This is a genomic window from Streptomyces sp. UG1 (assembly GCF_049974585.1).
In the GTDB taxonomy this organism is placed as follows: domain Bacteria; phylum Actinomycetota; class Actinomycetes; order Streptomycetales; family Streptomycetaceae; genus Streptomyces.
This window is the reverse complement of the sequence record NZ_JBNGGG010000053.1, coordinates 62412-87292: the sequence shown is the minus strand read 5'-3', so window position 1 is coordinate 87292 and position 24881 is coordinate 62412. Positions and strand designations below refer to the sequence as shown.

The 24881-nt window shown below is 71.3% G+C and carries 19 protein-coding genes and 1 pseudogene; 9 read left to right on the top strand and 11 right to left on the bottom strand.

What is annotated here, in order from left to right:
• Positions 1-300 precede the first annotated feature (300 nt).
• Positions 301-684, bottom strand: coding sequence for a hypothetical protein (locus ACP4J3_RS43320; protein WP_426542445.1), 384 nt, complete (start codon positions 682-684; stop codon positions 301-303).
• A 244-nt stretch (positions 685-928) separates the two neighbouring features.
• Here ACP4J3_RS43320 and ACP4J3_RS43315 point away from each other — a divergent pair.
• The 4 genes and pseudogenes from ACP4J3_RS43315 to ACP4J3_RS43300 form a co-directional block, all read left to right on the top strand.
• Positions 929-1830: pseudogene (locus ACP4J3_RS43315) on the top strand (penicillin acylase family protein); the annotation flags it as partial.
• 366 nt (positions 1831-2196) lie between these two features.
• Positions 2197-3534 carry a cytochrome P450 gene (locus ACP4J3_RS43310; RefSeq protein WP_426542444.1) on the top strand — a complete coding sequence of 446 codons (1338 nt, stop codon included), beginning with the start codon at positions 2197-2199 and terminating at the stop codon, positions 3532-3534.
• A complete protein-coding gene (locus ACP4J3_RS43305; RefSeq protein WP_426542443.1) occupies positions 3518-4525 on the top strand; it encodes a (-)-alpha-amorphene synthase in 1008 nt (335 codons plus the stop codon). Before ACP4J3_RS43310 ends, ACP4J3_RS43305 begins: the two co-directional genes overlap by 17 nt.
• 200 nt (positions 4526-4725) lie before the next feature.
• The gene (locus ACP4J3_RS43300; RefSeq protein ID WP_426542442.1) at positions 4726-7635 is read left to right on the top strand and encodes an ATP-binding protein; all 2910 of its coding nucleotides are present in this window, start codon (positions 4726-4728) and stop codon (positions 7633-7635) included.
• Between the two features lie 24 nt (positions 7636-7659).
• Here ACP4J3_RS43300 and ACP4J3_RS43295 read toward each other — a convergent pair whose 3' ends face one another.
• Positions 7660-9237 (bottom strand): acyl-CoA synthetase, encoded by a 1578-nt coding sequence (locus ACP4J3_RS43295; RefSeq protein WP_426542441.1) that lies wholly within the window; start codon positions 9235-9237, stop codon positions 7660-7662.
• Positions 9234-10343: an NAD(P)H-dependent flavin oxidoreductase gene (locus ACP4J3_RS43290; protein WP_426542440.1), complete on the bottom strand. Its 1110-nt coding sequence runs from the start codon at positions 10341-10343 to the stop codon at positions 9234-9236. The genes ACP4J3_RS43295 and ACP4J3_RS43290 overlap by 4 nt, the downstream gene beginning before the upstream one ends.
• A 127-nt stretch (positions 10344-10470) precedes the next feature.
• Between ACP4J3_RS43290 and ACP4J3_RS43285 the strand changes: the two genes are divergently transcribed.
• On the top strand, positions 10471-12231 hold the full coding sequence (locus ACP4J3_RS43285; RefSeq protein WP_426542439.1) for a serine hydrolase: 1761 nt from the start codon (positions 10471-10473) through the stop codon (positions 12229-12231).
• A 4-nt stretch (positions 12232-12235) separates the two neighbouring features.
• Here the strand turns inward: ACP4J3_RS43285 and ACP4J3_RS43280 are convergent, their stop codons facing one another.
• Positions 12236-13087 carry a helix-turn-helix transcriptional regulator gene (locus ACP4J3_RS43280; protein ID WP_426542438.1) on the bottom strand — a complete coding sequence of 284 codons (852 nt, stop codon included), beginning with the start codon at positions 13085-13087 and terminating at the stop codon, positions 12236-12238.
• Positions 13088-13173: 86 nt separating this feature from the next.
• Here ACP4J3_RS43280 and ACP4J3_RS43275 point away from each other — a divergent pair, with 86 nt between their 5' ends.
• Positions 13174-13959: an SDR family NAD(P)-dependent oxidoreductase gene (locus tag ACP4J3_RS43275; RefSeq protein WP_426542437.1), complete on the top strand. Its 786-nt coding sequence runs from the start codon at positions 13174-13176 to the stop codon at positions 13957-13959.
• Here ACP4J3_RS43275 and ACP4J3_RS43270 read toward each other — a convergent pair.
• From ACP4J3_RS43270 to ACP4J3_RS43250, 5 genes are all read right to left on the bottom strand, one after another.
• On the bottom strand, positions 13956-15530 hold the full coding sequence (locus ACP4J3_RS43270) for a phytoene desaturase family protein (protein WP_426542436.1): 1575 nt from the start codon (positions 15528-15530) through the stop codon (positions 13956-13958). The genes ACP4J3_RS43275 and ACP4J3_RS43270 overlap by 4 nt on opposite strands.
• A 47-nt stretch (positions 15531-15577) precedes the next feature.
• Positions 15578-17818: a tetratricopeptide repeat protein gene (locus ACP4J3_RS43265; RefSeq protein WP_426542435.1), complete on the bottom strand. Its 2241-nt coding sequence runs from the start codon at positions 17816-17818 to the stop codon at positions 15578-15580.
• A gap of 63 nt (positions 17819-17881) precedes the next feature.
• A complete protein-coding gene (locus ACP4J3_RS43260) occupies positions 17882-18724 on the bottom strand; it encodes an oxygenase MpaB family protein (protein WP_426542434.1) in 843 nt (280 codons plus the stop codon).
• Positions 18725-18733: 9 nt separating this feature from the next.
• Positions 18734-19912 (bottom strand): acyl-CoA dehydrogenase family protein, encoded by a 1179-nt coding sequence (locus ACP4J3_RS43255; RefSeq protein ID WP_426542433.1) that lies wholly within the window; start codon positions 19910-19912, stop codon positions 18734-18736.
• 72 nt (positions 19913-19984) lie between these two features.
• Positions 19985-20359: a ferredoxin gene (locus tag ACP4J3_RS43250; RefSeq protein WP_426542432.1), complete on the bottom strand. Its 375-nt coding sequence runs from the start codon at positions 20357-20359 to the stop codon at positions 19985-19987.
• A 106-nt stretch (positions 20360-20465) separates the two neighbouring features.
• On the opposite strand from ACP4J3_RS43250, the gene ACP4J3_RS43245 reads away from it, so the two are divergent.
• Genes ACP4J3_RS43245 through ACP4J3_RS43235 form a run of 3 tightly spaced genes read left to right on the top strand, consistent with a single transcriptional unit; the run spans position 20466 to position 22786 of the window.
• Positions 20466-20831: a DUF6479 family protein gene (locus tag ACP4J3_RS43245; RefSeq protein WP_426542431.1), complete on the top strand. Its 366-nt coding sequence runs from the start codon at positions 20466-20468 to the stop codon at positions 20829-20831.
• A 54-nt stretch (positions 20832-20885) separates the two neighbouring features.
• Positions 20886-21236: a hypothetical protein gene (locus ACP4J3_RS43240; protein ID WP_426542429.1), complete on the top strand. Its 351-nt coding sequence runs from the start codon at positions 20886-20888 to the stop codon at positions 21234-21236.
• Positions 21237-21277: 41 nt separating this feature from the next.
• Entirely contained in the window at positions 21278-22786 is a 1509-nt protein-coding gene (locus tag ACP4J3_RS43235) for a cytochrome b (RefSeq protein ID WP_426542428.1), read from the top strand.
• Here ACP4J3_RS43235 and ACP4J3_RS43230 read toward each other — a convergent pair.
• Positions 22729-23172, bottom strand: a complete 444-nt coding sequence (locus ACP4J3_RS43230) for a cytochrome c oxidase subunit 4 (RefSeq protein WP_426542427.1) — start codon at positions 23170-23172, stop codon at positions 22729-22731. The genes ACP4J3_RS43235 and ACP4J3_RS43230 overlap by 58 nt on opposite strands.
• Positions 23172-24827 (bottom strand): cytochrome c oxidase subunit I, encoded by a 1656-nt coding sequence (gene ctaD / locus ACP4J3_RS43225; RefSeq protein ID WP_426542426.1) that lies wholly within the window; start codon positions 24825-24827, stop codon positions 23172-23174. The genes ACP4J3_RS43230 and ctaD overlap by 1 nt, the downstream gene beginning before the upstream one ends.
• Between the last annotated feature and the right edge of the window lie 54 nt (positions 24828-24881).

The window sequence follows — 24881 nt, the reverse complement described above, 5'->3', positions numbered from 1 at the left end:
TTACCCCGCCCAACGCCCCGAAAGCGCCCCCGCGCTACCCAACACCACCAACACGACCGCCGGATGATCGGCTACACTACGACAAGGGACACGACCTCGGCACACCGCAGCAAGGCACGCACTTCAGGCGTGTACGCGATGGCGAGCGGCCAGGGTCGGCCGAACGGGTACGGGTTGAGCAGGGCCCGGCCGTAGAACGGAGTTCTGAGGAAGCGGCACAGGTCGTAGTAGACCCACTTGTGGCGCTGGATCGTCGACAGGTGCTCTCATAGCCGCCCACAGTGACCTCGACGCGCGGGATCACCGACCGGACCCGATCGGCGTGATGCGTACGGAGTCCGGGTCGAAGTACCCCTGTCCACGGCCCGGGAAGAACCCGGCAGGCCGTCCTTGCCGGGCGCGCACGAGCGTCACCGTGGCAAGGGTGCTGAGGATCTTGCGGCGCTGTTCCAGGGAGTATTCCTCGCGCCACCACGCCAAGGCGTCGTCCGGATCAACGGTGTGCCGCCGTACCAGCTCTGGCGGTTCCACGCCATCGAGCGGGCCTGGCTCGTTGACGGAGGCTGCTGCTGCGGCATCAGCGATCTCCTGTTCGACAGCCGCGATCTTCTCCTTCACCCTGCGGGACGCAGCGCGGTACTCAAGGGGATCGGCATCGTCATCGTCGGCGAATGTGTCGGCCAATGCCTCCAGCCGGGCGTGGAGGGTTGCGTGAGCCGGACGGCAGTGAGCCTGGGGCTGCGCCGCCGACCAGCCCAAGCCCCAGCAGCCGAGATCTGCGGCCAGCTTCCGTCACGCCTCTTCCTGCGCTGAGACGTTGACCGCGTCGCCTCGTGGGTCGTTAATCTCGCGAGTGTAGATGACCGCTCTGGGCGGCCTGGTTACGCGGGTGGGCATGCAGAGAAGATACGCCTTGATCATGAACTTGGAGAATTCCAACGACAGCGCGTGGCTCAGCAACGCCGACCGGCCGCTGACCGGTTACGAGCGGATCTTCGGCAGCATCGGAACCCAGCGCTCCGTGCGCACCCGCGGCGCGATCGAGGACGTGGCGGCGATGGCGGCGCGGGGCGGGGCAGGCTGACCGTCCGGGACCTGGAGCGGCAGCAGTTCGCGAACCGGGTGCCGGCGGGCGACCTGGCGGCGGCCGATGTGGCGCAGGCGTGTGCCGCGCTGCCGGGCGGGACGGCGACCGGCAGTGACGGCAGGGCCGTCGACGTGTCCGGGGCCTGCCCGGTGCTGGCGTCCTGGGACCGCACCATGGACACCCGCAGTCGGGGCGCCCTGCTCTTCGACCGGTTCTGGCGGAAGCTGAACGCGACGGTACCGGCCGCGCAGCGGTGGAAGGTGCCGTTCTCGGCGGCGGACCCGGTGCGCACCCCGAACACGCTCAACACCGGCGCTCCCGGCTTCGCGACGGCCTTCGCGGACGCGGTCGCCGAGCTGCGGGCGGCGGGCATCGCGCTGGACTCGCGCCTCGGCGAGCACCAGGTCGTCGTACGCAACGGCCAACGCATCCCCGTGCACGGCGGCACCGAGGGGATGGGCGTGTGGAACAAGATCGAGCCGGTGTGGGACCAGGCGCGGGGCGGCTACACGGAGGTGACGACCGGCTCCAGCCACATCCAGGCGGTGGGCTGGGACGGCAGCCGCTGCCCGGTGGCACGCACGCTGCTGACGTACGCACAGTCGTCCCACCCCCACTCGCCGCACTTCAGCGACCAGACCCGGTTGTTCTCCGGTGAGAAGTGGGTGACGGCGCGGTTCTGTGAGAAGGACATCCTGTCGTCGCCCGTGTTGCGTGTGGTGACGGTCGACGAACACAGGTAACAGCAATGCCGTCCCGCCCCTTTCAACGGGCTGGACCCGCTTTTCAGCTCTCCCGAGGGCGACCACGGCCGAATGCTGCTGTGCTTCTCTGTGCTCCTGTGCGCCCCTGTGCAGAAAGGATTCATGAAAGCGACGGCTGGTTGAACTGGGCAGGACATGACTCGAGCGCCAACTCGGTGGAGCATTCACCGACTTTCGCGTGGCGATTGAGACAGGGGGTTTGCGGTGAGTCGTGTCGTGCCTGCATCAGGACACACCTGGAGGGTGGGGATTGCGCCAGGCATATTCCCCACCGTCAGCCACAGTATCGCTTTGTTTCGGCGACCGCTGGATTTTCTCAATTCCTTACCCGCTCACGGGGATCTGGTGGAGATACGCCTGGGTCCCGTGCGGGCCTGGATGGTGTGCCACCCGGATCTCGTCCACCAAGTGCTCATGGATCCGCGCACCTTCGACAAGGGGGGCCCGCTCTACGACAGGCTGCGCACGCTCCTGGGTGACGGCGTCGGCACCTGCCGCCATCAGGCACACCGGCGGCAGCGCAGGCTCCTCCAACCCGGCTTCCACAAGGCCCGGATCGCCGGTCAGACGGAACTGATGGGCGAGGAAGTGGAGTCGGTGTGCCGCGAATGGCGGGCGGGGCAGGAGATCGACGTCAGCGCGACCATGCTGACGGTGTCGGCACGGGTCATCAGCCGCGTCCTCTTCTCCGACTCGCTCGACGCCGCGAAGGCCGCTGAGGTGCACCGTTGCCTCGTCACCATCGTCCGCGGCCTGTTCCTGCGGACGGTGGTGCCGGTCGACGCCCCGTTCCGGGTTCCCACGCCCGCCAACCGGCGTTTCCGGCACGCTTCCGCCCGTCTGCGCGCGATCGTCGACACGGTCATCGCCGAGCGCCGACGGGACACTCGTGCCCGGGACGACCTGCTGGGGGTCCTGCTGACGGCCGCGCGGAGCGACGACGAATCGGCGGCGATCACCGAGCCGGAACTCCGCAGCCAGGTGCTCACGCTGATATTCGCCGGAGCCGAGACCACCTCCCTGTGCCTCGCCTCTGCCTTCGAGCTCCTGGCGCTCCATCCTGAGGAGGAAGGCCGCCTGCACAGCGAGGTCGACGCCGTGCTCGCCGGAGGGCGGCCGCCCGGCTCCGATGAGCTGCCGCGCCTCGTCCACACCCGGCACGTCCTCACCGAGACCCTTCGCCACCGCCCGCCGGGCTGGCTCTTCACCCGGGTGACCACCAAGGAGACCGATCTCGCCGGGCACCGTCTCGCACGGGGCGCCACCGTCCTGTACAGCCCGTACCTCCTGCACCACGACCCCGCCTCGTTCCCCGACCCCGACCGCTTCCTCCCCGACCGCTGGCTGCCGGGGCAGGCGGCCGCCGTCCCGCCCGGAGCGATGATCCCGTTCGCCGCGGGCGCCCGGAAATGCATCGGCGACACGTTCGCCATGGCGGAAGCCACCGTGGCCATCGCGTACATCGCCCGCCACTGGCGGCTGCGCCATCTGCCCGGACACATCGAACGGCTGCGCCCCGCAGCGTCCTTGGGCCCGAGGGACCTGGTCATGGTCTGCGAACCACGAGCGCAACGGCCGGTGGGCACACCGCCTCGGGCGCCATCCCTCGCCCCCCGGGCAACGCAGACTTCCGGCGTCCACGATCCCCGAACGGCAGGTGGTGACGATGTCAACTACGCATGAGGGAATCACGATCGCAGCGCGGAGCGGAATTCCCGCCGTCAACCTGCGGGAGCTGATTGACGCGAACCTCTATATGCCCTTCCCGTTCCAGAGCAATCCCCACGCGTCCGAGGCAGCGGCGGGCGTCGAGAAATGGCTGAGTGCTTGGGGGCTTACCGATGATCCGGCGGTAGCGGCCATGATCTCCTATACCCGCCCCGCCGAACTCGCGGCCTACAACAGCCCGACCGTGGATTCCGGCCTCCTCCAGATCATGGCCAACCAAATCGCCTACCAGTTCATCTTCGACGACCGGGCGGAAGACGTCGGCCTGCAGCGGCCCGGGCGGCTGCTGCCCATGCTGAGCGAGAGCGTCCGGATCCTGCGGGACGGCCAACCGCCGGACACCCCGCTCGGGGCCGCCCTGGCCGACCTCCAACGGCAGGTCCAGGAGCGGTGCACACCCGCTCAGGCCGCACGATGGGCCTGGAACAGTCGTGAATACGTGCACGGTCTGCTGTACGAGGCGGTGGCCCAGACCCACTCCGTGCCGTTGGCGAGCGGACTGTGTCGGACGATACGTTCCCTCATCGCGGGCATCGAGCCGTTCCACCCGCTGTGCGAGGCCGCGCATCTGCACGAGCTGGCCCCGGAGGAATTGCGGCATCCCGTCGTACGGCGCCTGGGGCGGCTGTCGGTCGACGCGGCGGTGTGGATAGCCGACCTCTTCTCCGCGGTGAAGGAGCAGCGGGCCGGCGGTGTGATCAATCTGGCCCTCGCATACCAGCGCTCACACCAGTGCTCCCTGCCGGTGGCCGTCACGCTGGCCATCCGGCGCATCAACTGGACCATCAGCGAGTTCGAGGAGCAGTACAGTGAGATCAGGCCGGAGTTGAGCGCAGCCGGCGTCGGCTATGTGGAGGGCATGGCCGGCTGGATCCCCGGATGTTACTTCTGGTCCCGTACTGTGCCGCGGTACGCGGACACGGTGGTGGCATCCGCCATGCCGTGAGCCCCTGCCCGACCGGTCACCCGCAGCGAAGGGCCCAAGCGGGAGCGGGATATGTTACCCAAAGGGCCGAAACTCGAACGCCTACCGTGAAAAATTCACCCTTCCCTGCCGACCTCCTGTTCCAACCCGGCCAACGGGCCGCCATGAGGCGTACGCTCGCCCCGTCCGGCGGGGAGCAACGACAGGAAGCGGTAGACCACATGGCCCATGGGCTGCGGCAACCGATCACCGAACACCGGCCCCTACTCGAACGCGACCGGGAACTTCAGGCAATCGACTCCGCGTTGTCGGGCTTGCGTGGCGCCGTCGACGGGGTGCCCCGGGCGCCGCGCGGCGGGTTGCTCGCCTTCACCGGAGAGGCCGGGCTGGGCAAGACCACGCTCATCGCGGCGGCGCGCACCCGCGCCGCCGCGCACGGATTCACGGTGCTCTCGGGCAGGGGCGGCGAGAAGGAGCAGGGGCTGGCGTTCCGCGTCGTCCGCCAGGTCATGCAGCCCGCCCTGGCGATGATGAGCGAGACGGAGCGTCGGGCCTTCCTGGGCAGTTGGTACGACATCGTCGGCGCCGCGCTCGGCCTCGAGGCGACGGACACCACTCATATGCCGGACCCGACCGGAGTGCGCGACGGCCTCGACTGGGTCATGACGCGCCTCACGGTACTGAATACGCCCCTCGTTCTGCTCCTGGACGACCTGCACTGGGCCGATACCGAATCCCTCGACTGGCTCGCCTCCTTCGCCCCCCGGGTCGCGGATCTCCCGCTCCTGATCGTCGTTGCCTACCGGCCCGACGAACTCCCGCCCGACGCGACCTCGTTCCGCACGCTCGTCGAGCGCCACGAGGAGCGCCCTCATCTCCTGTCGCCGCTCGGCGAGGCCGGTGTGGCGCGGATCGTCAGGGCCACATTGGGCGAGGCGGCCGAGGACGAGTTCTGCGGCGAGTGCTGGACGGTCACCGGCGGAAGCCCCTTCGAGGCCGTCGAACTGGCCATCAGGCTCGACGAACGGCAAGTGAAGGGCACCCAGGACGAGTTGCCCGTGATGCGGGACCTCGCGGCAGCGGTCAAGGGCCCCGGCCTGATCGAGCGCCTCCGTCGGCTCGGCCCGAGCACCGTCCGCTTCGCGTGGGCCGCCGCCGTACTGGGTGGGTCCTTCTCACCAGAGCTTGCCGCGGGAATCGCGGTGCTCGGCAGTGAGGAAGCCGCGGAGGCGGCCGAGAAGCTGCGCGCCTCCCGCATCCTCGCGGACGGCGACGGGCCCGGGGGCAACCTGGAGTTCGTCCACCCGCTCATCGCCACGACCATCTACCGGGCCATCCCTCCGAGCCTGCGGGTCGGCATGCACAACGCGGCCGCCGACGCCGCCCACGTGGCCGGGCTCGGCCCCACCGCTGCCGCCCGGCATCTGCTGGAGGTCCCCTGCGACGGCCGGCCCGAGGCTGTCGCGTGCCTGCGGGCCGCCGCGCGTGAGTACCTCCGTGCCGGGGCCCCGGAGGCCGCCCGGCGCGTGCTGACCCGGGCGCTGCGGGAACCGCCCCCTGCGGAGGACCGTGCCGCGCTCCTCCACGAACTCGCCTGCTCGACCTTCCTGATCGAGCCCACAGCCACGGTCTGCCACCTCCGGGAGGCGCTGAAAGAGCCCGGAATCGACCCCGACCTCCGCGCCTCCATCGTCTACCGGCTGACCCAGGCGCTGGCCAACACCGACCGGTTGACCGAGGCCGCGGAGGTGGCCGCCGACGAGGCGCGGCGGGCCCCCAATCCCCGTGTCAAACTGCGCATGCAGGCCGATCACTTCGTCTGGAGTGCGTTCCGCACCGACGAGCCCGACTCCTCCGCCCGTTCACGCCGGCTGGCGAGGCTGGCCGACAAGCTGACCGGCCGCGGCCTGGAGGAGCGCTACATCCTCGGTCTGCGGGCGTGGGACGCCCTGGTACGCGGCGAGCCGCGGCGAACCGCCCTCGGGCATGCCGAGGAGGCGCTGCGCGGCGGGATGAGCTGGACCGACGAGAACCGCGGCTTCGAGGTGCCCGTCGCGGTCGCCCTGCTGTTCATGTACTGCGACCAGCCGTGGCGGGCCGAAGAGCTGTTCTCCAAGGGTATGGCCGAGTGCGAGCACAAGGGATGGAGCGGCTCCCACCTGGCGCAGGGGCAGACCCTGTTCGGCTACATCCGCTACCGCCGGGGCTGCCTCTCCGAGGCGGAAGAACTCGTCCGGGCCGGGCTGCGCACGGCCGAGCGCGTCGAAGGCGCGGTACCCGCCCAGTGGTTCGCCATCGGCATCCTCATCCAGATCCTGCTCGCCCGCGGACGGACCGCCGACGCGCGCCGCCTCGCCGACGCCTACCACTATGGCGACGTGGTCCCGAACGCCGTCATCTTCCCCGATCCCCGCACGGTGTACGCCGAACTGCTCCTGGCGGAGAAGCGACGCCCCGAGGCGGCAGAGTTGCTGGCCGACGTCGGGGACTGGCTGGAGTCGCGGGCCTGGCACAACCCCGCCTGGTGCCCATGGCAGCTCAACCTGGCGTCCGCCCTCGCCCCCACCGCCCCGGATCGGGCGGTCTCCCTCGCCCGGGACGCCGTCAAGCGGGCGCGGGACTTCGGTGCGGCGTCCGCGATCGGCCAGGCCCTCCACACCGAGGCCGAGGTGACCGGCGGTCCGGCCGCTCTCGACCTGTATGCCGGGGCCGTCGAGGAACTGGAGCGGTCACCCGCGTCGTACGAACTGGCCCGTGCGCTCGTCGGGCACGGCGCCGCGCTGTCCCGCAACGGGCGGGTGCAGGAGGCCGCCGACCGGCTCTACCAAGGACTGGAAGGCGCCGTTCACTGTGGGGCCGATGCCCTCGCCGCCCGCGCCAGGGAAGAGCTCTCGGCGGCCGGGCTGCGGCCGTTGCCCCTGCGCTACGCGCAGACGGACACCCTCACCGCTCACGAACGACGAACGGCCGAACTGATGGTCCAGGGCCGCTCGGTGGGGGTGATTGCGAAGGAACTGCGCCTCACCGAGCAGGGCGTACGGCAACTGCTGTCCTCCGCCTATCGCAAGATCGGCACCGACTCCACGGGCCTCGCCCAGGCCCTGGAGACCTTCCCGCGACCGCGGACATGACCCACGCACACCGTGCGGCTCCGGTCACACCGGCCGCGTACGCCCCTCCCAATAAGGCTCCCGCAACCGCCGCTTGTACAGCTTGCCGTTGGGATCGCGCGGCATCTCGGTGATGAAGTCGACGCTCCTGGGCCGCTTGTAGCCGGCGAGTTGTCCGGCGCAGTGGTCGAGGATGGCGGCGGCGAGCGCGGGGCCGGGTTCGTGGCCGGGGGCCGGTTCGACGACGGCCTTGACCTCCTCGCCCCAGTCGTCGTGCGGGATGCCGAAGGCGGCGGCGTCAGCGACGGCCGGGTGGGCGAGCAGGGCGGACTCGATCTCGGCCGGGTAGATGTTGACCCCACCGGAGATGATCATGTCGATCTTGCGGTCGCGGAGGAAGAGATAGCCGTCCTCGTCGAGGTGGCCGAGGTCGCCGACCGTGAAGAAGTCGCCGATGCGGTTCTTCTTCGTCTTGGCCTCGTCCTTGTGGTAGGCGAAGCCTCCGGTGTTCATCTTGAGGTAGACGGTGCCGAGTTCGCCGGGCGGGAGCCGGTTGCCGTCGTCGTCGAAGATGGCCAGTTCGCTGATGGGCCAGGCCTTGCCGACGGTGCCGGGCTTCTTCAGCCAGTCCTCGGCGGTGGCGAAGGCACCACCGCCCTCGCTGGCGGCGTAGTACTCCTCCACACAGGGGCCCCACCAGTCGAGCATCGCGCGTTTCACGTGGTCGGGGCACGGGGCGGCGCCGTGGATGGCGTGCCGCATGGAGGAGACGTCGTAGCGCGCCCGTACGTCCTCGGGGAGGGCGAGGAGGCGGTGGAACTGGGTCGGGACCATATGGGTGTGCGTGCACTTGTGGGTGTCGATCAGGCGAAGCATCTCCTCGGGCGTCCACTTGTCCATCAGCACCAGCCGGTGCCCTATGTGCAGGGACGCGCCGGCGAACTGGAGCACGGCGGTGTGGTAGAGCGGTGAGCAGACGAGGTGCACGTTGTCGTCGAAGGGCCTGATGCCGAAGATGCCGAGGAAGCCGCCCAGGTAGGCCTCCTCGGGGGGCTTGCCGGGCAGCGGGCGGCGGATGCCGCGGGGGCGGCCGGTGGTGCCCGAGGTGTAGTTCATGACCCAGCCGAGGGTGCGGTCGGCGGGCGCGGACTCCGGCTGTCCGTCGAGGAGTTCGGCGTACGGCCGGAAGCCCTCGACCTCGCCGACGGCGTACCGGTGGGTGGCCGCAAGGCCCGCCTCGTCGGCGGCCCGGCGGGCGGGGTCGGCGTAGCGCTCGTGGGCGATGAGCACCTTGGCGCCGGAGTCGGCGACGATCCAGGCGATCTCGGGGCCGACGAAGTGATGGTTGACGGGGACCAGGTAGAAGCCGGCCTGGGAGGCGGCCAGGTAGGCCGTGAAGAACTCGACGCCGTTGGGCAGGACGACCGCGAAGGCGTCGCCGCGCCGGAGGCCGGCCGCGCGCAGGCCGTGGACGAGGCGGTTGGTGGCGGCGTGCAGGCGCCCGGCGGTCCACTGCTCGCCGTCGGGGGCGACGAGGACCGGGCGGTCCGGGTCGGCGGCGGCCTGGGCCCAGAAGCCGACGGGCGGGGTGCTGACGGTGTGTGCCGCGGGGGTGTTGGTCACTGGCCGCTCCTTCCGGCGATGCGGTTGATGCGGTCGACGGCCCGCTCGAAGCCGCGGGTGAGGTCGTCGAAGACGGCCTGGACGCTGCGTTCGCTGTTCATCCGGCCGACGATCTGGCCGACGGGCGTGCCGAGCAGGGGCGCGACCTCGTACTTCTGGATCCGCGAGACGGCCTCGGCCACGAGCAGCCCCTGGAGGGGCATGGGGAGGGTACCGGGCCCGTTCGGGTCGTCCCAGGCGTCGGTCCACTCGGTGCGCAACTGGCGTGCGGGCTTGCCGGTCAGGGCGCGGGAGCGGACGGTGTCGCCGGAGCCGGCGGCGAGAAGTTTGCGGGTCACGGCGGGCGAGTGCATGTCGGCCTCGGTGGTGGTCAGCCATATGGAGCCCAGCCACACGCCCTGGGCGCCGAGGCTCAGTGCGGCAGCCACCTGTTGGCCGCTTCCGATGCCCCCGGCCGCCAGCACGGGCAACGGGTCGACCGCCTCGACCACCTCCGGGGTGAGCACCATGGAGGCGATCTCGCCCGTGTGGCCGCCGGCCTCGTAGCCCTGGGCGACGACGATGTCGATGCCCGCCTCCTTGTGCTTGCGGGCGTGCCGGGCGCTGCCCGCGAGGGCGGCCACCAGCACGCCCCGGTCGTGGGCGCGCTCCACGACGTCCGCGGGCGGTGAGCCGAGGGCGTTGGCGAGCAGCTTGATCGGATAGTCGAAGGCGACGTCGAGCTGGGTGCGGGCGACCTGCTCCATCCATCCGGTGATGCGCCAGCCGGCCGCCTCCCCCTCGGCCAGTTCGGGGACCGAGTACTTGGCGAGGGTGTCCTTGACGAACTGCCGGTGTCCTTCGGGGATCATCGCCTCGACGTCGGCCTCGGTGACGCCTTCCACCTTCTTCGCCGGCATGACGACGTCGAGGCCGTAGGGCCGGCCGTCGACATGTGCCTCGACCCAGTCGAGGTCGCGTTTGAGGTCGTCGGGTGCTGTGTAGCGGACCGCGCCGAGCACTCCGAAGCCGCCGGCCCGGCTGATGGCCGCGGCGACGGCGGGGAACGGCGTGAAGCCGAAGATGGCGTGCTCGACTCCCAGTTTCTTGCTCAGCTCCGTCTGCATGGGCGCAGGATGCCGCAGTCCTCCGGAGGACGGAAGGGGTTTTCTGATGCCCCGTCAGCTTTCTGCTCGCCTCCTGGAACGCGCACGCCTCATTGACACGGCCGGCGCCCGACAGGAAGGTTTCACGATGACCGATGAGGTGATCCCGAGACTTACCCGCCGTCAACTGGGCACCCTGGCCCTGGGCGGCGCCCTGGCCCTCGCCCCGTTACCCGCCGCCCCGGCCGCAGCCGCGTCCGGTCACCCCACCCTTCACCACGGCTCCCCCGAACGCGCCGGTCTCCTCCCCGGCCACCTGCGCCGGCTCGTCACCGACGCCGAGGCCTTCCTGGGCCCCTCCCCCGAGCACCCCTGGTACGCGGGCGCCGTCCTGCTCGCCGGGCGCGGCGGCACCGTGGCCCTGCACCAGCCGATCGGGATGGCGGTGCGCTATCAGGCGTACGACGAGAAGACCGACACCGGCGTCGAGTTCCCGGCCGACCGGCAGATACCCATGGCCGAGGACACCGTCTTCGACCTGGCCTCGGTCTCCAAGCTGTTCACCTCGATCCTCGCCGTGCAGCAGATCGAGCGGGGCGCCCTGGGGCTGGAGGCGGCGGTCGCCTCCTACCTCCCGGACTTCGGCCGCGCGGGCAAGCAGGACATCACGATCCGTCAGCTCCTCACCCACACCTCGGGGTTCCGCGCCTGGATCCCGCTGTACCAGGCGCCGACGTACGAGGAGAAGCTCCAGCTCATCTGGAACGAGGCGCCGGTCAACGCGCCCGGCACCGCCTACCTCTACTCGGACCTGAACCTGATCTCCCTCCAACTGGTCCTGGAGAAGATCACCGGCCATACGCTCGACACGCTCCTCCACGACGAGATCACCGGCCCGCTCGGCATGCGCCGCACCCGCTACAACCCGCCCGCCGCCTGGAAAGCGAAGATCGCTGCCACCGAGGACGCCCGCAAACCCTGGTCCGGCCTGGACCGCGGTCTGGTGTGGGGCGAGGTGCACGACGAGAACGCCTTCAGCCTCGGCGGAGTCGCGGGCCATGCGGGCGTGTTCTCGAACGCCTGGGATCTCGCGGTCCTCGGCCGGACGCTGCTCAACGGTGGCCGCTACGGCCGCGCGCGCATCCTGGAGCCGGAGTCGGTGGAGCTGATGTTCACCGACTTCAACACCGCCTTTCCCGGCGACGAGCACGGACTCGGCTTCGAGCTCTACCAGCACTGGTACATGGGCGCGATGGCCACTCCGCGCACCGCGGGGCACACCGGCTTCACCGGCACCTCGCTGGTCCTCGACCCGACGACCGACTCCTTCCTCGTCGTGCTCGGCAACTCGGTTCACCCGGTGCGCAGTTGGCGCTCGGGTTCCGCGCCCCGGGTCGCGTCCGCGAACAACCTGGCCCGCGCCGTGCCGGTCCGCCCACGACACGGCCGTACGGCATGGTTCTCGGCAATGGCGAGCGACACGACCGCGACCCTCGCCCTTCCCGCGCTCGACACGTCCGGCGGCGACGCGCGGCTGTGCTGCGCCCTGTGGTGGGACACCGAGCCCGGGGCCGACGGCCTCACCCTGGAGGCGACGACCGACGGCGGCACCACCTGGCAGCCGCTCCCCTTCACCACGTCACGCCCCGGCGAGCGGCCGCAGTCCCACCCGACCGGCACGGTCACCGGCTGGTCCGGCCGGGTCTGGCACCGGCTCACCGCCCAGCTCCCCGCGCACCGGCGGCTGGCACTGCGCTGGCGGTACGCCACCGACCGGCGGTACGTGGGCCGTGGCGCCTACGTGGACGGGATGCGGGTGGAGACGAGACGCACCGTGCTCTTCGACGAGGCGCGGCCGGCGGATGCGGCGCGGATCACCGCGAACGGCTGGGCCGCTTCCGCGAACTGACGGTTCAGCCGGGAACGTCCAGGCGCTGGGTGCCGACGACGGACAGCAGCCGCAGCGCCTCCTCGGACGGCGAGCCGGGGGTGGCGGTGTAGATGACGACCCGCTGGTCGCGGTCGGCGATGTCGAGGACGTCGCAGTTGACGGTGACCGGGCCGACGACGGGGTGGTCGAAGGTCTTGTTCAGCATGGCCGTGGCGGTCACGTCGTGGGCCGCCCACAGTCGGGCGAACTCCTCGCTGCCGTCGAGGAGTTCGCGAATCAGCCCGTTCAGTTCCGGGTCGTGCGGGTAGCGGGCCGCGGCGGCGCGGAGCTGCTGGGTGGAGTTCCGCGCGAACTCGGTCACGTCGGACACGCCGTAGAGCCGTCGGCCGTCGCGGTGCGGGCCGAGGAAGGCGCGGCGGACGAGGTTGCGGTCGCGGCGGGGCAGGGCGGAGAAGTCCTCCATCAGGGCGGCGGCGAGGTCGTTCCAGGCGATGATCTCGAAGGTCGCCGAGATCACGATCGCGGCCGCCCGCGGCAGCCGGTGCAGCAGGTCGACGATGCTCCGGCGGACCTCGCGCGAGGGCCCCGGCGGCGGTCCGGGCGGGGCTCCGGCGAGGTGGTGGAGGTGGTCCCGCTCGGCGTCCGACAGCCGCAGGGCACGGGCGAGCTGGGCCAGCACCTCGCGCGAGGGGTGCGGGGCGCGGGCCTGCTCCAGCCGGGTGTAGTACTCGGTCGAGATGAACGCGAGTTGCGCCACCTCCTCGCGGCGCAGTCCCGGCGTACGGCGCCGCGGCCCGCTCGGCAGCCCCACGTCCGCGGGCGCGACACGCTCGCGTCGGCTGCGCAGGAAGTCGGCCAGTTGTCGTCGGTCCACCCGTCCAGTGTGCGCATGCGTCCAGGGCCCAGCCAGGTACAGCCGGTGCCTGGCTGGGCCGTGCGGCCGGTCGCAGGCTCGACGGCATGAACGACACACCGATCACCACTGCGACCGGCCTGCTCGACGGCAAGGTCGCGTTCGTCACCGGCGCCGGCCGCGGCATCGGCGCCGCCGCCGCTCGGCTGTTCGCCCGGGAAGGGGCCCGGGTGCTGCTCGCCGCGCGCACGGAGGCGCAGCTCAAAGCGGTCACCGGGGAGATCCGGGCGGCGGGCGGCACCGCGGACTTCGTGCCGTGCGACCTGGCCGACGCCGACAGCGTGCGGGCCGCCGTCGATCGGGCCGTGGAGCTGTACGGCCGGCTGGACGTCGCCTTCAACAACGGTGCGACGATCCAGCCGCCCGGCCCGATGGACCAGCTCCCGGAGGCCGAGTTCGACCGGATCGGCGCCGTCAACCTCAAGGGGCCGTGGCTGGCGATGAAGGCCGAGATCGCCGCCATCCGGGCCACGGCCGGACGCGGCGCGATCGTCAACAACTCCAGCGTGGGCAGCCTCGCCGCCAACCCGGAGCTGCCCGTGTACGGCGCGATGAAGCGGGCGCTCAACAGCCTGACCGCATCGGCCGCCGTCACGTACGGCCGCGAGGCCATCCGGGTCAACGCCATCGCCCCCGGACTCACCCGCACCGAGATGGTCGAGGAGTGGGAGCGCGACTCCCCCGGCATCATCGACCGGCTCATCGCGCAGAACCCGCTGGGCCGGGCCGCCGACCCGGAGGAGGTCGCCCAGGCCGCCGCATGGCTGCTGAGCGACCGCGCGTCCTATGTGACCGGCGTGGTCCTCCAGGTGGACGGCGGCGTCCGCGCCTAGTCGGCGGCCTCCAGCACCGCCATCGCCGCGTTGTGCCCGGGCACCCCGCTCACCCCTCCCCCGCGCACCGCGCCGGCCCCGCACAGCAGCACGTTCGCGTGCCGCGTCTCCACACCCCAGCGGCCGGTGCCCTCCTGGGCGTAGGGCCAGGCCAGCTCGCGGTGGAAGATGTTGCCGCCGGGCAGCCGCAGGTCGCGTTCCAGGTCGAGGGGTGTCTTCGCCTCGATGCAGGGTCGTCCGTCGGCGTCGGTCGCCAGGCAGTCGGCGATCGGCTCGGCGAGGTGGGCGTCGAGTTGGGCCAGGGTCGACTTCAGCAGTTCGTCGCGTACGGCGTCGTTGTCGCGCTCGAAGAGGCCGGCCGGGGTGTGCAGGCCGAAGAGGGTGAGGGTCTGGTAGCCCTGTTCGACGAGGGCAGGGGCGAGGATCGTGGGGTCCGTGAGGGAGTGGCAGTAGATCTCGGACGGGGGCGCGGCGGGGAGTTCGCCTGCGGCGGCCTGGGCGTGGGCGGTGGCGAGCTGGTCGTAGCCCTCGGCGATGTGGAAGGTGCCGGCGAACGCCTCGCGCGGGTCGACGGAGCTGTCGCGCAGCCGGGGCAGGCGTCTGAGCAGCATGTTCACCTTGAGCTGGGCGCCCTCGGCGGGCGCCGGGGGCGTGTCGCCGGTGAGGGCTGCCAGGTCCTGCGGGGAGGCGTTCACCAGGACGTGCCGGGCGGCGGCGACGCCTTCGCCGTCCGCCGTGCGGTAGGTGACCTCGGCGGTACGGCCGTCCGTGTCGATGCGGACCGCCTCGTGCCCGGTGGCGAGGGCCGCGCCCGCCTCGCGTGCCGCGGTGGCCAGTGCGTCGGTGAGGGCGCCCATGCCGCCGACGGGGACGTCCCAGTCGCCGGTGCCGCCGCCGATCACGTGGTAGAGGAAGCAGCGGTTCTGCTTCAGCGACGGGTCGTGGGCGTCGGCGAAGGTGCCGATCAGGGCGTCGGTGAGGACCACGCCGCGCACCAGGTCGTCCGTGAAGCGGTCCTCGATCGCGACGCCGATCGGCTCCTCGAAGAGCATGCGCCAGGCGTCCTCGTCGTCGACCCGGCGGCGCAGCTCCTCGCGGCCGGGCAGGGGCTCGGTGAGCGTCGGGAACACGCGCCGCGCGACCTCGCCGGTCATGCCGTAGAAGCGCTGCCACGCCGCGTACTCGCGCTCGCCGCCGGTCAGCCGCTCGAACGCCTCCCGGGTGCGCCGCTCGCCGCCGCCCACCAGCAGTCCGGTGGGCCGTCCGTCGCGTTCCACGGGCGTGTACGAGGAGACGTCGCGGGTGCGGACGCGGAAGTCCAGGCCCAGGTCCCGCACGATCTTCCTGGGCAGCAGGCTGACCAGGTACGAGTAGCGGGAGAGCCGTGCGTCGATCCCGGCGAAGGGCCGGGTGGACACGGCGGCGCCCCCGGTGTGGTCCAGCCGCTCCAGCACCAGCACGGACCGGCCGGCCCGGGCCAGATAGGCGGCGGCGACCAGGCCGTTGTGGCCTCCGCCGACGATGACGGCGTCGTACGTACGGTGTCCCGGGTGTCCCTCGTGTGCGGCCATGGTTCTTCGTAACACGCGATGATCCAGGTCGGCCATGGGTGAGGCCGTCACCGGCCGCCGGACGCCCGCTGCTGCCGCAGCACCGCCACCCTCCGGTACAGCTCGACCGCTTCCGCCTCCCGCCCGAGCTGCTGCAGGCAGTGGGCCTCGTCGTTGCGGCTGGCGAGGGTGTCGGGGTGGTCGGCGCCCAGGACGTGTTCGCGGGCGGCGGCCACCCTGCGGTACTCGGTGAGCGCGTCCGGCCAGCGGCCCAGCCAGCCGAGGCTCACGGCCACCTCGCGTCGGCTGACCAGGGTGTCCGGGTGGTCGGGGCCCAGCACTCGCTCGCGGATCGCGCACACGTCGCGGGACTCGGCGAGCGCCTGCTCCCAGCGGCCGAGGCGCCCGAGGTTGACGCCGAGGCCATGGCGGGCGCGCAGGGTCTCGGGGTGGGTGGGGCCGTGGACGCGGGTGCGGTCGTCGACGAGGTCGCGGTAGAGCTGGAGCGCCTCCGCGCTGCGGCCGAGGCGGCCGAGGCTGATGCCGACCTCGTAGCGGGCGGAGAGGGTGTCGGGGTGGTCGGGGCCGAGGGCCTGGGCGCGGGCCTCGGCGACCTCGCGGTAGGTCTGCAGGGCCTCCGCCCAGCGGCCCAGCTGGCCGAGCGCGTAGGCGACTTCGTAGCGGGTGACCAGGGTGTCGGGGTGGTGCGGGCCGAGGATGCGGGCGCGGGCGGCGGCGACCTCGTCGGCCATGCGGTACGAGTCCTCGAGGCGGCCGAGCCTGCTGAGGTTGAAGGCGAGGTTGTGGCGGCAGCGCAGGGTGTCGGGGTGGTCGGCGCCCATGGCGCGCTCGCGGGCGATCAGCACCGACGTGTAGACCTGGTGGGCGTCGAAGTGCCGGCCCAACTGGCCGAGCACGTACGCCATCTCCTGCCGGGCGGCGAGCGTCTCGGGGTGGTCCGGGCCGAGCGCCAGGCTGCGGGCGCGGGCGACGTGCTTGTACTCGCGCAGCGCGTCGGCGGCGCGGCCGGTGCGGCTGAGGGTGAAGGCGACCTCGTAGCGGCTGGCGAGGGTGTCGGGGTGGTCGGGGCCGAGGAGGTGCTCGCGCTCGGCGGCGACGGCCCGGTGCACTTCGCCCGCCTCGGTCCAGCGGCCCAGCCGGCCGAGGCTGAGCCCGGCGTTGTGCCGTCCGGCCAGCGCGGTGAGGGTCGCCACGGACGGGGCGGGCGGCTCCTCGGGTACGGCGCCCTCGTCGGGCCGTCCGGTGGCGGGGCGCGGGATCCACTCGCCGGTCAGGCCCGCCCCGGCGTCGGGGGGTGTGGTGCGCAGTCCGGCGCCGGTGGCCTTGTGGCCGGTGGTCATGCCGCGGGTCCAGGACGGCAGGCGGGGCTCGCGGGCGGCGGGCTCCGGGGGCCTGAGGGCGGGCTGCGGGGTCACCACGGTCGGCACGTACTGCGGTGTCGTACGGCCCAGGCTGATCCGACGGCCCAGCTCACGGCCGTCGTGCGGGCGTTCCTCGGGGCGCTTGGCCAGCAGGTCGAGGATGACCTGCTCGACGTACTCGGGCAGCTCGGCGCGGTGGCTGCGCGGTGGCCGGGGCGGGGTGTCGCGGTGGCCGACGAGGATCGCCCACGGGTCGTCCAGGTCGAACGGCGGTACCCCGGTGGCGATCTCGTACAGCACGCAGCCCAGCGAGTACAGGTCGCTGCGCTGGTCCACCTCCTCGCCGCCGATCTGCTCGGGGGACATGTAGTGCGGGGTGCCCATCGCGATGCCGGTGCCGGTCAGCCGGGAGGTGAAGCCGATGTCGTGGGCCAGGCGCGCTATGCCGAAGTCGCAGATCTTCACCGTGCCGTCGGCGAGCCGCATGATGTTCGCCGGTTTCAGATCGCGGTGCACGATGCCCTGCTGATGGGTGTAGGCGAGGGCGGCGGCGACCTGGTCGGCGATCTCGACGACGTCGGGGACGGGCAGCGGATGGTGCTTGTTGTCCTCCAGGAGCTGGCTGAGGTTGCGGCCCTGAAGCAGCTCCATGACCAGGAAGAGGATGCCGTCGGACTCTCCGAAGTCGTGGACGACGGTCACCCCGCGGTGCTGGAGGGCCGCGGCCACCCGGGCCTCGCGGCGGAACCGCTCCCGCAGGACCCGGGTGAAGGAGTGGTCGTGGTGGGGACCCAGCGGCTTGAGGCACTTCACGGCGACGTGCCGGCCCAGCGACTCGTCGCGCGCACGCCACACCTCGCCCATACCGCCGCGCCCGATCAGTTCGAGCAGCCGGTACCGGCCCTGGATCAGCCTGCTGTCCCCCATCTCCCGCGCTCGCCCCCCGTCACGGCCCGCCCCGCCCTCCCCCGGCCCGTCCAGTATGGCGAGCTATCGTCCGAGTTTGTACGGTGCCGGGCGCGAGCCCGGACCGAGCCGTGCCATGGCGCGCAGGATGTGTTTGGGCGGGAGTTGCCAGCGCAGACGTGCGGGAACGCAGCGCAGCAGGGTGCCCGTGGCACGCAACTGACGGGTGACGGTGGCGGGTTTCGGGGCGGCTCTGCCGTACAGCTCGTGGGCGTACGGCGGCAGGGCGGCGTACGCCAGGTGCGCCACGCGCCGCCACAGCACCTCACGCGCCGGGACGAGGAGGGGGTGCGTCGGCGGGCGGAGCAGGAAGTCGTCCACGGCGCGTGCGCCGGGTCCGCATGCCAGCTCGGGGCGCACCTTGTCGAAGTACTCCGCCATCTCCGCCTGGTTCGCCGGTACGGCGTCAGGGTCCAGGCCCACCAGGCGGGCGCTGACGCGCTGTTCGTCGATGTAGCGGTCGGCCTGTGCGTCGGTGAGGCGCAGGCCTGAGCGGCTTGCGACGTGCAGATAGGAGTCGATCTCGGCGCAGTGCACCCACAGCAGCAGCTCGGGTTCGTCGACGCCGTACCGCTCCCCCGTGTCGGGGTCGGTGGCGCTGAGCATGCTGTGGATCCTGCGCACCCGGGCGCCGGCCTTCTCGGCGGCCTCGGTGGTGCCGTAGGTGATGGTGCCGACGAAGTTGGCGGTGCGCAGCAGGCGGCCCCAGGCGTCCTGCCGGAAGTCCGAGTTCTGCATCACGCCGCGCACCGCGCGCGGATGCAGGGCCTGGAGGTAGAGCGCGCGTATTCCGGCGACCCACATCATGGGGTCGCCGTGCATCTGCCAGGTCACCGAGTTCGGCGTGAACAGTCCGGGATCGCCCATGCCCGCAGGCTAACGCCGTACCCTCGGCATCCCCAGACCGATCCAGGAGATGATCTCCCGCTGGATCTCGTTGTTGCCGCCGCCGAAGGTGAAGATGACGGCCGAGCGGTAGCCGCGCTCCAGCTCGCCGTGGAGCACGGCGCCCGCCGAGCCCTCCTTCAGCGCCCCTGGTGCGGCGACGATCTCCATCAGCCAGGCGTAGGCGTCGCGGCGTGCCTCGGAGCCGTAGACCTTGACGGCGGAGGCGTCCTGCGGGGTGAGGGTGCCGTCCTGGACGGCGCTGACCATCTGCCAGTTGAGGAGCTTGAGGGCGGCGAGCCTGGTGTGGGTCTGGGCCAGGCGGCGGCGCACCCAGGGCAGGTCGATCACCCGGCGGCCGTCGGCGAGCTTGGTCTCCATCGCCCAGCGCTGGACGTCGTGCAGGGCGCGGACGGCCATGGTGCCGTGGGCGGCGAGGGTGACGCGCTCGTGGTTGAGCTGGTTGGTGATCAGGCGCCAGCCCTGGTTCTCGGCGCCGACGCGGCGGGAGACGGGGACGCGGATGTTCTCGTAGTAGCTGGCCGTGGTGTCGTGCGAGGCGAGGGTGTTGATGACGGTGCAGGAGTAGCCGGGTTCGGTGGTCGGGACGAGGAGCATGGTGATGCCCTTGTGGGGCGGGGCGTCCGGGTCGGTGCGCACGGCCAGCCAGACCCAGTCGGCGGTGTCACCGTTGGTGGTCCAGATCTTCTGCCCGTTGACGACGTAGTCGTCGCCGTCGCGCACCGCGCGGGTCCTGAGGGACGCGAGGTCGGTGCCCGCCTCGGGCTCGCTGTAGCCGATCGCGAAGTCGATCTCGCCGGAGAGGATCTTCGGCAGGAAGTACGCCTTCTGCTCGTCGGTGCCGTACTGCATGATCGTCGGGCCGACGGTGTTGAGCGCCATCAGCGGCAGCGGTACGCCCGCCTGGGCGGCCTCGTCGAAGAAGATGAACTGTTCCATCGCGGTCAAGCCGCGTCCGCCGTACTCCTTGGGCCAGCCCACGCCGAGCCAGCCGTCGGCGCCGAGCCGCCGGATCGTCTTGCGGTAGTGGCGCTTCTGGGCGGCCGGGTCGGTGAAGCGGGTCTGTGCGAGGTCCGGCACCAGTTCGGCGAAGTAGTCGCGCAGTTCGCTGCGCAGCCGCTGCTGCTCGGGCGGGTATTCCAGATGCACGGCGCCTCCAGGCTCCCGAAGGGCGGTCCTGACGGCGCACACCGTAGAACGTGTTTCAGAAATTGGGAACGGTCAGGCGAGGCTCCCGATGAAGTCGGTGCAAGCCCGCGCACACGTCCGGCACGCCTCGGCGGCCTCCTCGCCGCCGGGACGGCTGTCGAAGGTGTGCGCGCACTCCACGCACACCGACCTGCACCACTCGAGCTGAGCGCGGATCGCGGCCTCGTCGAGGAGGTTCTGCTCGGACAGCACCTGGCAGGTCGCGTCGCAGACCTCCGCGCACATGATGCCCTTGCGCCGCAGGAGTTCCTGTTCCTCCGTCCCGTCCGGATCCACCAGGCTCGCGCGCAGCGCACAGGCACGGGCGCACTCCGTACAGGCCTGGGCGCACGCGAAGCGGTCCTCGAGGAACCGGACGAGCTCTTGCTGGGATGTTGTCGATGTCACACCGGGCGGGTAGCCGCAGCCGCGGGCGCCAAACCCGGTGTTCCTGGGCGTCCGGGCCGGTCGCGGTGTCCGGGTTCACGTGTGGTGCCAGGGGTACTCGCGCGCCATGGATACCGCTTGGATGGACATCGCCGCGGCATCGGGCGCGCTCGCCGTCGGACTGCTCGTCGCGGGCGTGGCCGTCACGGCGCTGCTCGTCGGCGCCTTCGCCCTGGGCATCCGGGTCAGGCGCCGCGAACCACGTCCGCCCCGCCCGGATGAACAGCCCCGGCTGCCCGAGCAGGGCCCGGTCCACGAGGTCCGGGAGAACCGCGAGCCCGCCGAGGTGCCCAGAAGCGACCACCGCGTCACCCCGCACGAACTGCCCGCCCACGGCAACCTGCCCACCCGGCCGGGCCCGTCCCGGAAACGGCGCCGCTGGAGCGCGGGCGGCAGCGGGTCGTTCGGCGGCGGCGGGCCGGGCGGTACGTGAGGCCCGGCGCCGTCCGAGGCCGCCGCACAGGCCGTACAGAAGGAAGTGAGAACCATGGCCGACCCGGCCCGTAACACCCTGCCGCTGCCCGACTACGACCACCTGCCGATCGGCGGTCTGGAGAGCCGCGTACGGTCGCTGTCCGCCGGCGAGGTCGAGGAGCTGCTGGCCTACGAGCGGTCGCACGCCGACCGGCTCGCGGTGACCGAACTGCTGGCCACCCGACTGGAGCAGCTCGAGTCCGGCGCCGAACCGACGTCCGGCGATCCCGGCGCGCTGCGCCCCGAGAGCGGCGCGCACCGGGCGGGCTCCCCGGTGTCCCCCGCGACCTCGCCGGAGCCCTTCAGTCCGCCGCCGCACGGCACACCGGACCAGCGGGGGAAGCCGAAGGGTGATCGTACGTAACAGTCCGTTTCCCGGTGCGGGCGTCAGGGGACTCGTGATCCGTGCTGTGGAGGAGGAGAAGGGCTCGTGCCGGTGCCCGGGCCCGTCATGCCGCTGAACGCACGGTGGACTACGTCGACGGGCGTCTGCCGCTCTCCGAGGGCGGCGGACTGCTGCGCAAGGCCTTCCCCGACCACTGGTCCTTCCTGCTCGGCGAGATCGCCCTCTACAGCTTCGTCGTCCTGCTGCTGAGCGGTGTGTGGCTGACGCTGTTCTTCCACCCGTCGATGACCGAGGTGGTCTACCAGGGCTCGTACACGCCGCTGGCCGGGGTGCGCATGTCGGCCGCGTACGAGTCGACGCTGGACATCAGCTTCGATGTGCGCGGCGGTCTGCTGATCCGTCAGATGCACCACTGGGCGGCCCTGGTGTTCCTCGCCGCGATCGGGGTCCATCTGCTGCGGATCTTCTTCACCGGCGCGTTCCGCCGCCCCCGCGAGGCCAACTGGCTGATCGGCGTGACCCTGTTCCTGCTGGCGCTGGCCGAGGGATTCGCCGGCTACTCGCTGCCGGACGACCTGCTCTCGGGGACGGGCCTGCGGATCGCCCAGGGCATCATGCTGTCGATCCCGGTGGCGGGCACGTATGTGTCCTTCTTCGCCTTCGGCGGCGAGTATCCCGGCGAGGAGATCATCCCGCGGCTGTACGCGCTGCACATCCTCCTGCTCCCCGGCCTGCTGCTCGCGCTCATCACCGTGCATCTGATCCTGGTGTTCTACCTCAAGCACACCCAGTGGGCGGGCCGTGGCCGCACGGAGCGCAACGCGGTCGGCAAGCCCATGGTCCCGCAGTTCACGGCCTCGTCGGGCGGTCTGTTCTTCATGGTGTCCGGGGTGCTGACGCTGCTGTCGGGGGTGGCGCAGATCAACCCGATCTGGGCGTACGGCCCTTACCGTTCGGACGTCGTGTCGACGGGTTCGCAGCCGGACTGGTACGTCGGCTTCCTGGAGGGCTCGCTGCGCCTGGTGCCCCCGTGGGAGACGACGGTGGCCGGGCACACCCTGATGTGGAACGTGCTGCTGCCCGCGGTCGTCCTGCCGGGGGTGCTGTTCGCGGTGCTGTACGCGTACCCGTTCGCCGAGCGGTGGGTGACCGGCGACCGCGAGGAGCACCATCTGTGCGACCGCCCCCGCGACCACCCCGTGCGCACCGGACTCGGGGTCGCGGCGGTCAGTTGCTACGGCGTGCTGCTGGCGGCGGGCGGCAACGACGTCATCGCCGACACCTTCTCGATCTCCGTGAACGCGCTGACCTGGGTGTTCCGCATCTCGTTCCTGGTCCTGCCGCCGCTCGCGTTCATGGTGACGAGACGTGTCTGCCGGGCGATGCGGGAGGTCGACCAGGAGCGTCTGACGGAAGGCGAGGAGACCGGCGAGGTGCGGCAGACCATCGAGGGCGGCTACGAGGAGAGCCACGAGCCGCTCGACGAGGAACGGCGGTACGTCCTGCGCGGCTACGGGTTCCGGGTCGAGGAGGAACGGGAGCCGTCCGCGGAGGAGCTGGAGCGCTGACCGTCCCGGCCCGCGTACTGGAACACCATGCCGACGACCCCGTGCCCGAGCACCCCGACGCCCAGCAGGAACAGCCACAGTCCGTAGACCACGCCGAGCGCCGCGATGACGGATCCCGCGGCGACGGTGATCGGCCAGGGGCTGTGCGGCGGGAAGAAGTCGAGGGGACCGGCCGTGTCCGCGACCTCGGCGTCCGCACGGTCCTGGGCGCGCAGGCCGCGCCTTCGGTACTGCATGTGCAGGAAGAACGCGACGAGCGCGGCCATGAGAAACGCGATGAGCAGGACGGCGGTGCCCGCGGGTTCCTCGGAACTCAGGCCGTAGCCGACGGTGGTGACGAGGAAGAACGCCGCGACACCGACGAAGAGCCGGGATTCGGTCCGCATCAGCCCTCCTTGGCGATGTCCGGGTGGTGCAGGTCGAACGCCGGGGACTCCGAGCGGATCCGGGGCAGCGCCGTGAAGTTGTGGCGCGGGGGCGGGCAGGAGGTGGCCCATTCGAGGGAACGGCCGTAGCCCCAGGGGTCGTTCCGGTCCGCCCGGCGCCCGTGGTGGGCGGTGCGCCACACGTTGTACAGGAACGGCAGGGTGGACAGGCCCAGCAGGAACGCGCCGATGGAGCTGATGGTGTTCAGCGGCGTGAAGCCGTCCGCGGCCAGGTAGTCGGCGTAGCGGCGGGGCATGCCCTGTTCGCCGAGCCAGTGCTGGACCAGGAAGGTGGTCTGGAAGCCGACGAAGAGGGTCCAGAAGTGGATCTTGCCGAGACGTTCGTCGAGCATCTTCCCGGTGATCTTCGGCCACCAGAAGTAGAAGCCCCCGAACATCGAGAACACGACGGTGCCGAAGAGCACGTAGTGCAGATGGGCGACGATGAAGTACGAGTCGGTGAGGTGGAAGTCCAGCGGCGGGGAGGCGATGAGAACGCCGCTCATGCCGCCGAGCAGGAACGTCACCAGAAACCCCATGGCCCACAGCATGGGTGTCTCGAAGGACAGCGAGCCTTTCCACATGGTGCCGATCCAGGCGAAGAACTTGATGCCGGTCGGGACGGCGATGAAGAACGACATCAGGGAGAAGAACGGCAGCAGCACGGCGCCGGTCGCGAACATGTGGTGCGCCCACACCACGGCGGACAGCATGGTGATGACGATGGTGGCGCCGATGAGGCCGAGGTAGCTGAAGATCGGTTTGCGGCTGAAGACCGGGATGATCTCGGTGACGATGCCGAAGAAGGGCAGCGCCACGATGTACACCTCGGGGTGCCCGAAGAACCAGAACAGGTGCTGCCACAGCAGCGCCCCGCCGCTCGCCGCGTCGTAGATGTGGGCCCCGAACTTGCGGTCCGCCTCCAGCGCGAGCAGGGCGGCGGTGAGGACGGGGAACGCGGGCAGGATGAGGATCGAGGTGAACAGCACGTTCCAGGTGAACAGTGGCATCCGGAACATGGTCATGCCGGGGGCGCGCAGGCACAGGATCGTGGTGATGAAGTTGACCGCGCCGAGGGTGGTGGACACACCGGTCAACACCAGGCCCATGGTCCACAGGTCACCGCCGGCGCCGGGGCTGCGGACCGCGCTGTTGAGGGGCGCGTAGGCGAACCAGCCGAAGTTCGCGGCTCCGCCGGGTACGAGGAAGCCGCTGACGACCATGAGGCCGCCGAACAGGTACAGCCAGTACGACAGGGCGTTGAGCCGGGGGAACGCCACGTCGGGGGCGCCGATCTGCAGCGGCATGATGGCGTTGGCGAACCCGGCGAACAGCGGGGTCGCGAACAGCAGCATCATGACCGTGCCGTGCACGGTGAAGAGCTGGTTGTACTGCTCGTTGCTGAACAGCTGAAGCCCCGGGCGGGCGAGTTCGGCCCGCATCAGCAGCGCGAGGACCCCGCCGAGGAGGAAGAAGCCGAAGGAGGTCGTCAGATAGAGGTTGCCGATCACCTTGTGGTCGGTCGTGGTCGCCCAGCGCACCAACGCTCGACCGAGTCTGCCATCCGGCCGGGGCGGCGCCGCCGGCGTCCGCCCCATCCTGCTGTCCACCGCCATGCGCCGCTGGGTACCCCGTCACCGGTGGTGGCAGTCCTGCGCCGGGCTGCATTC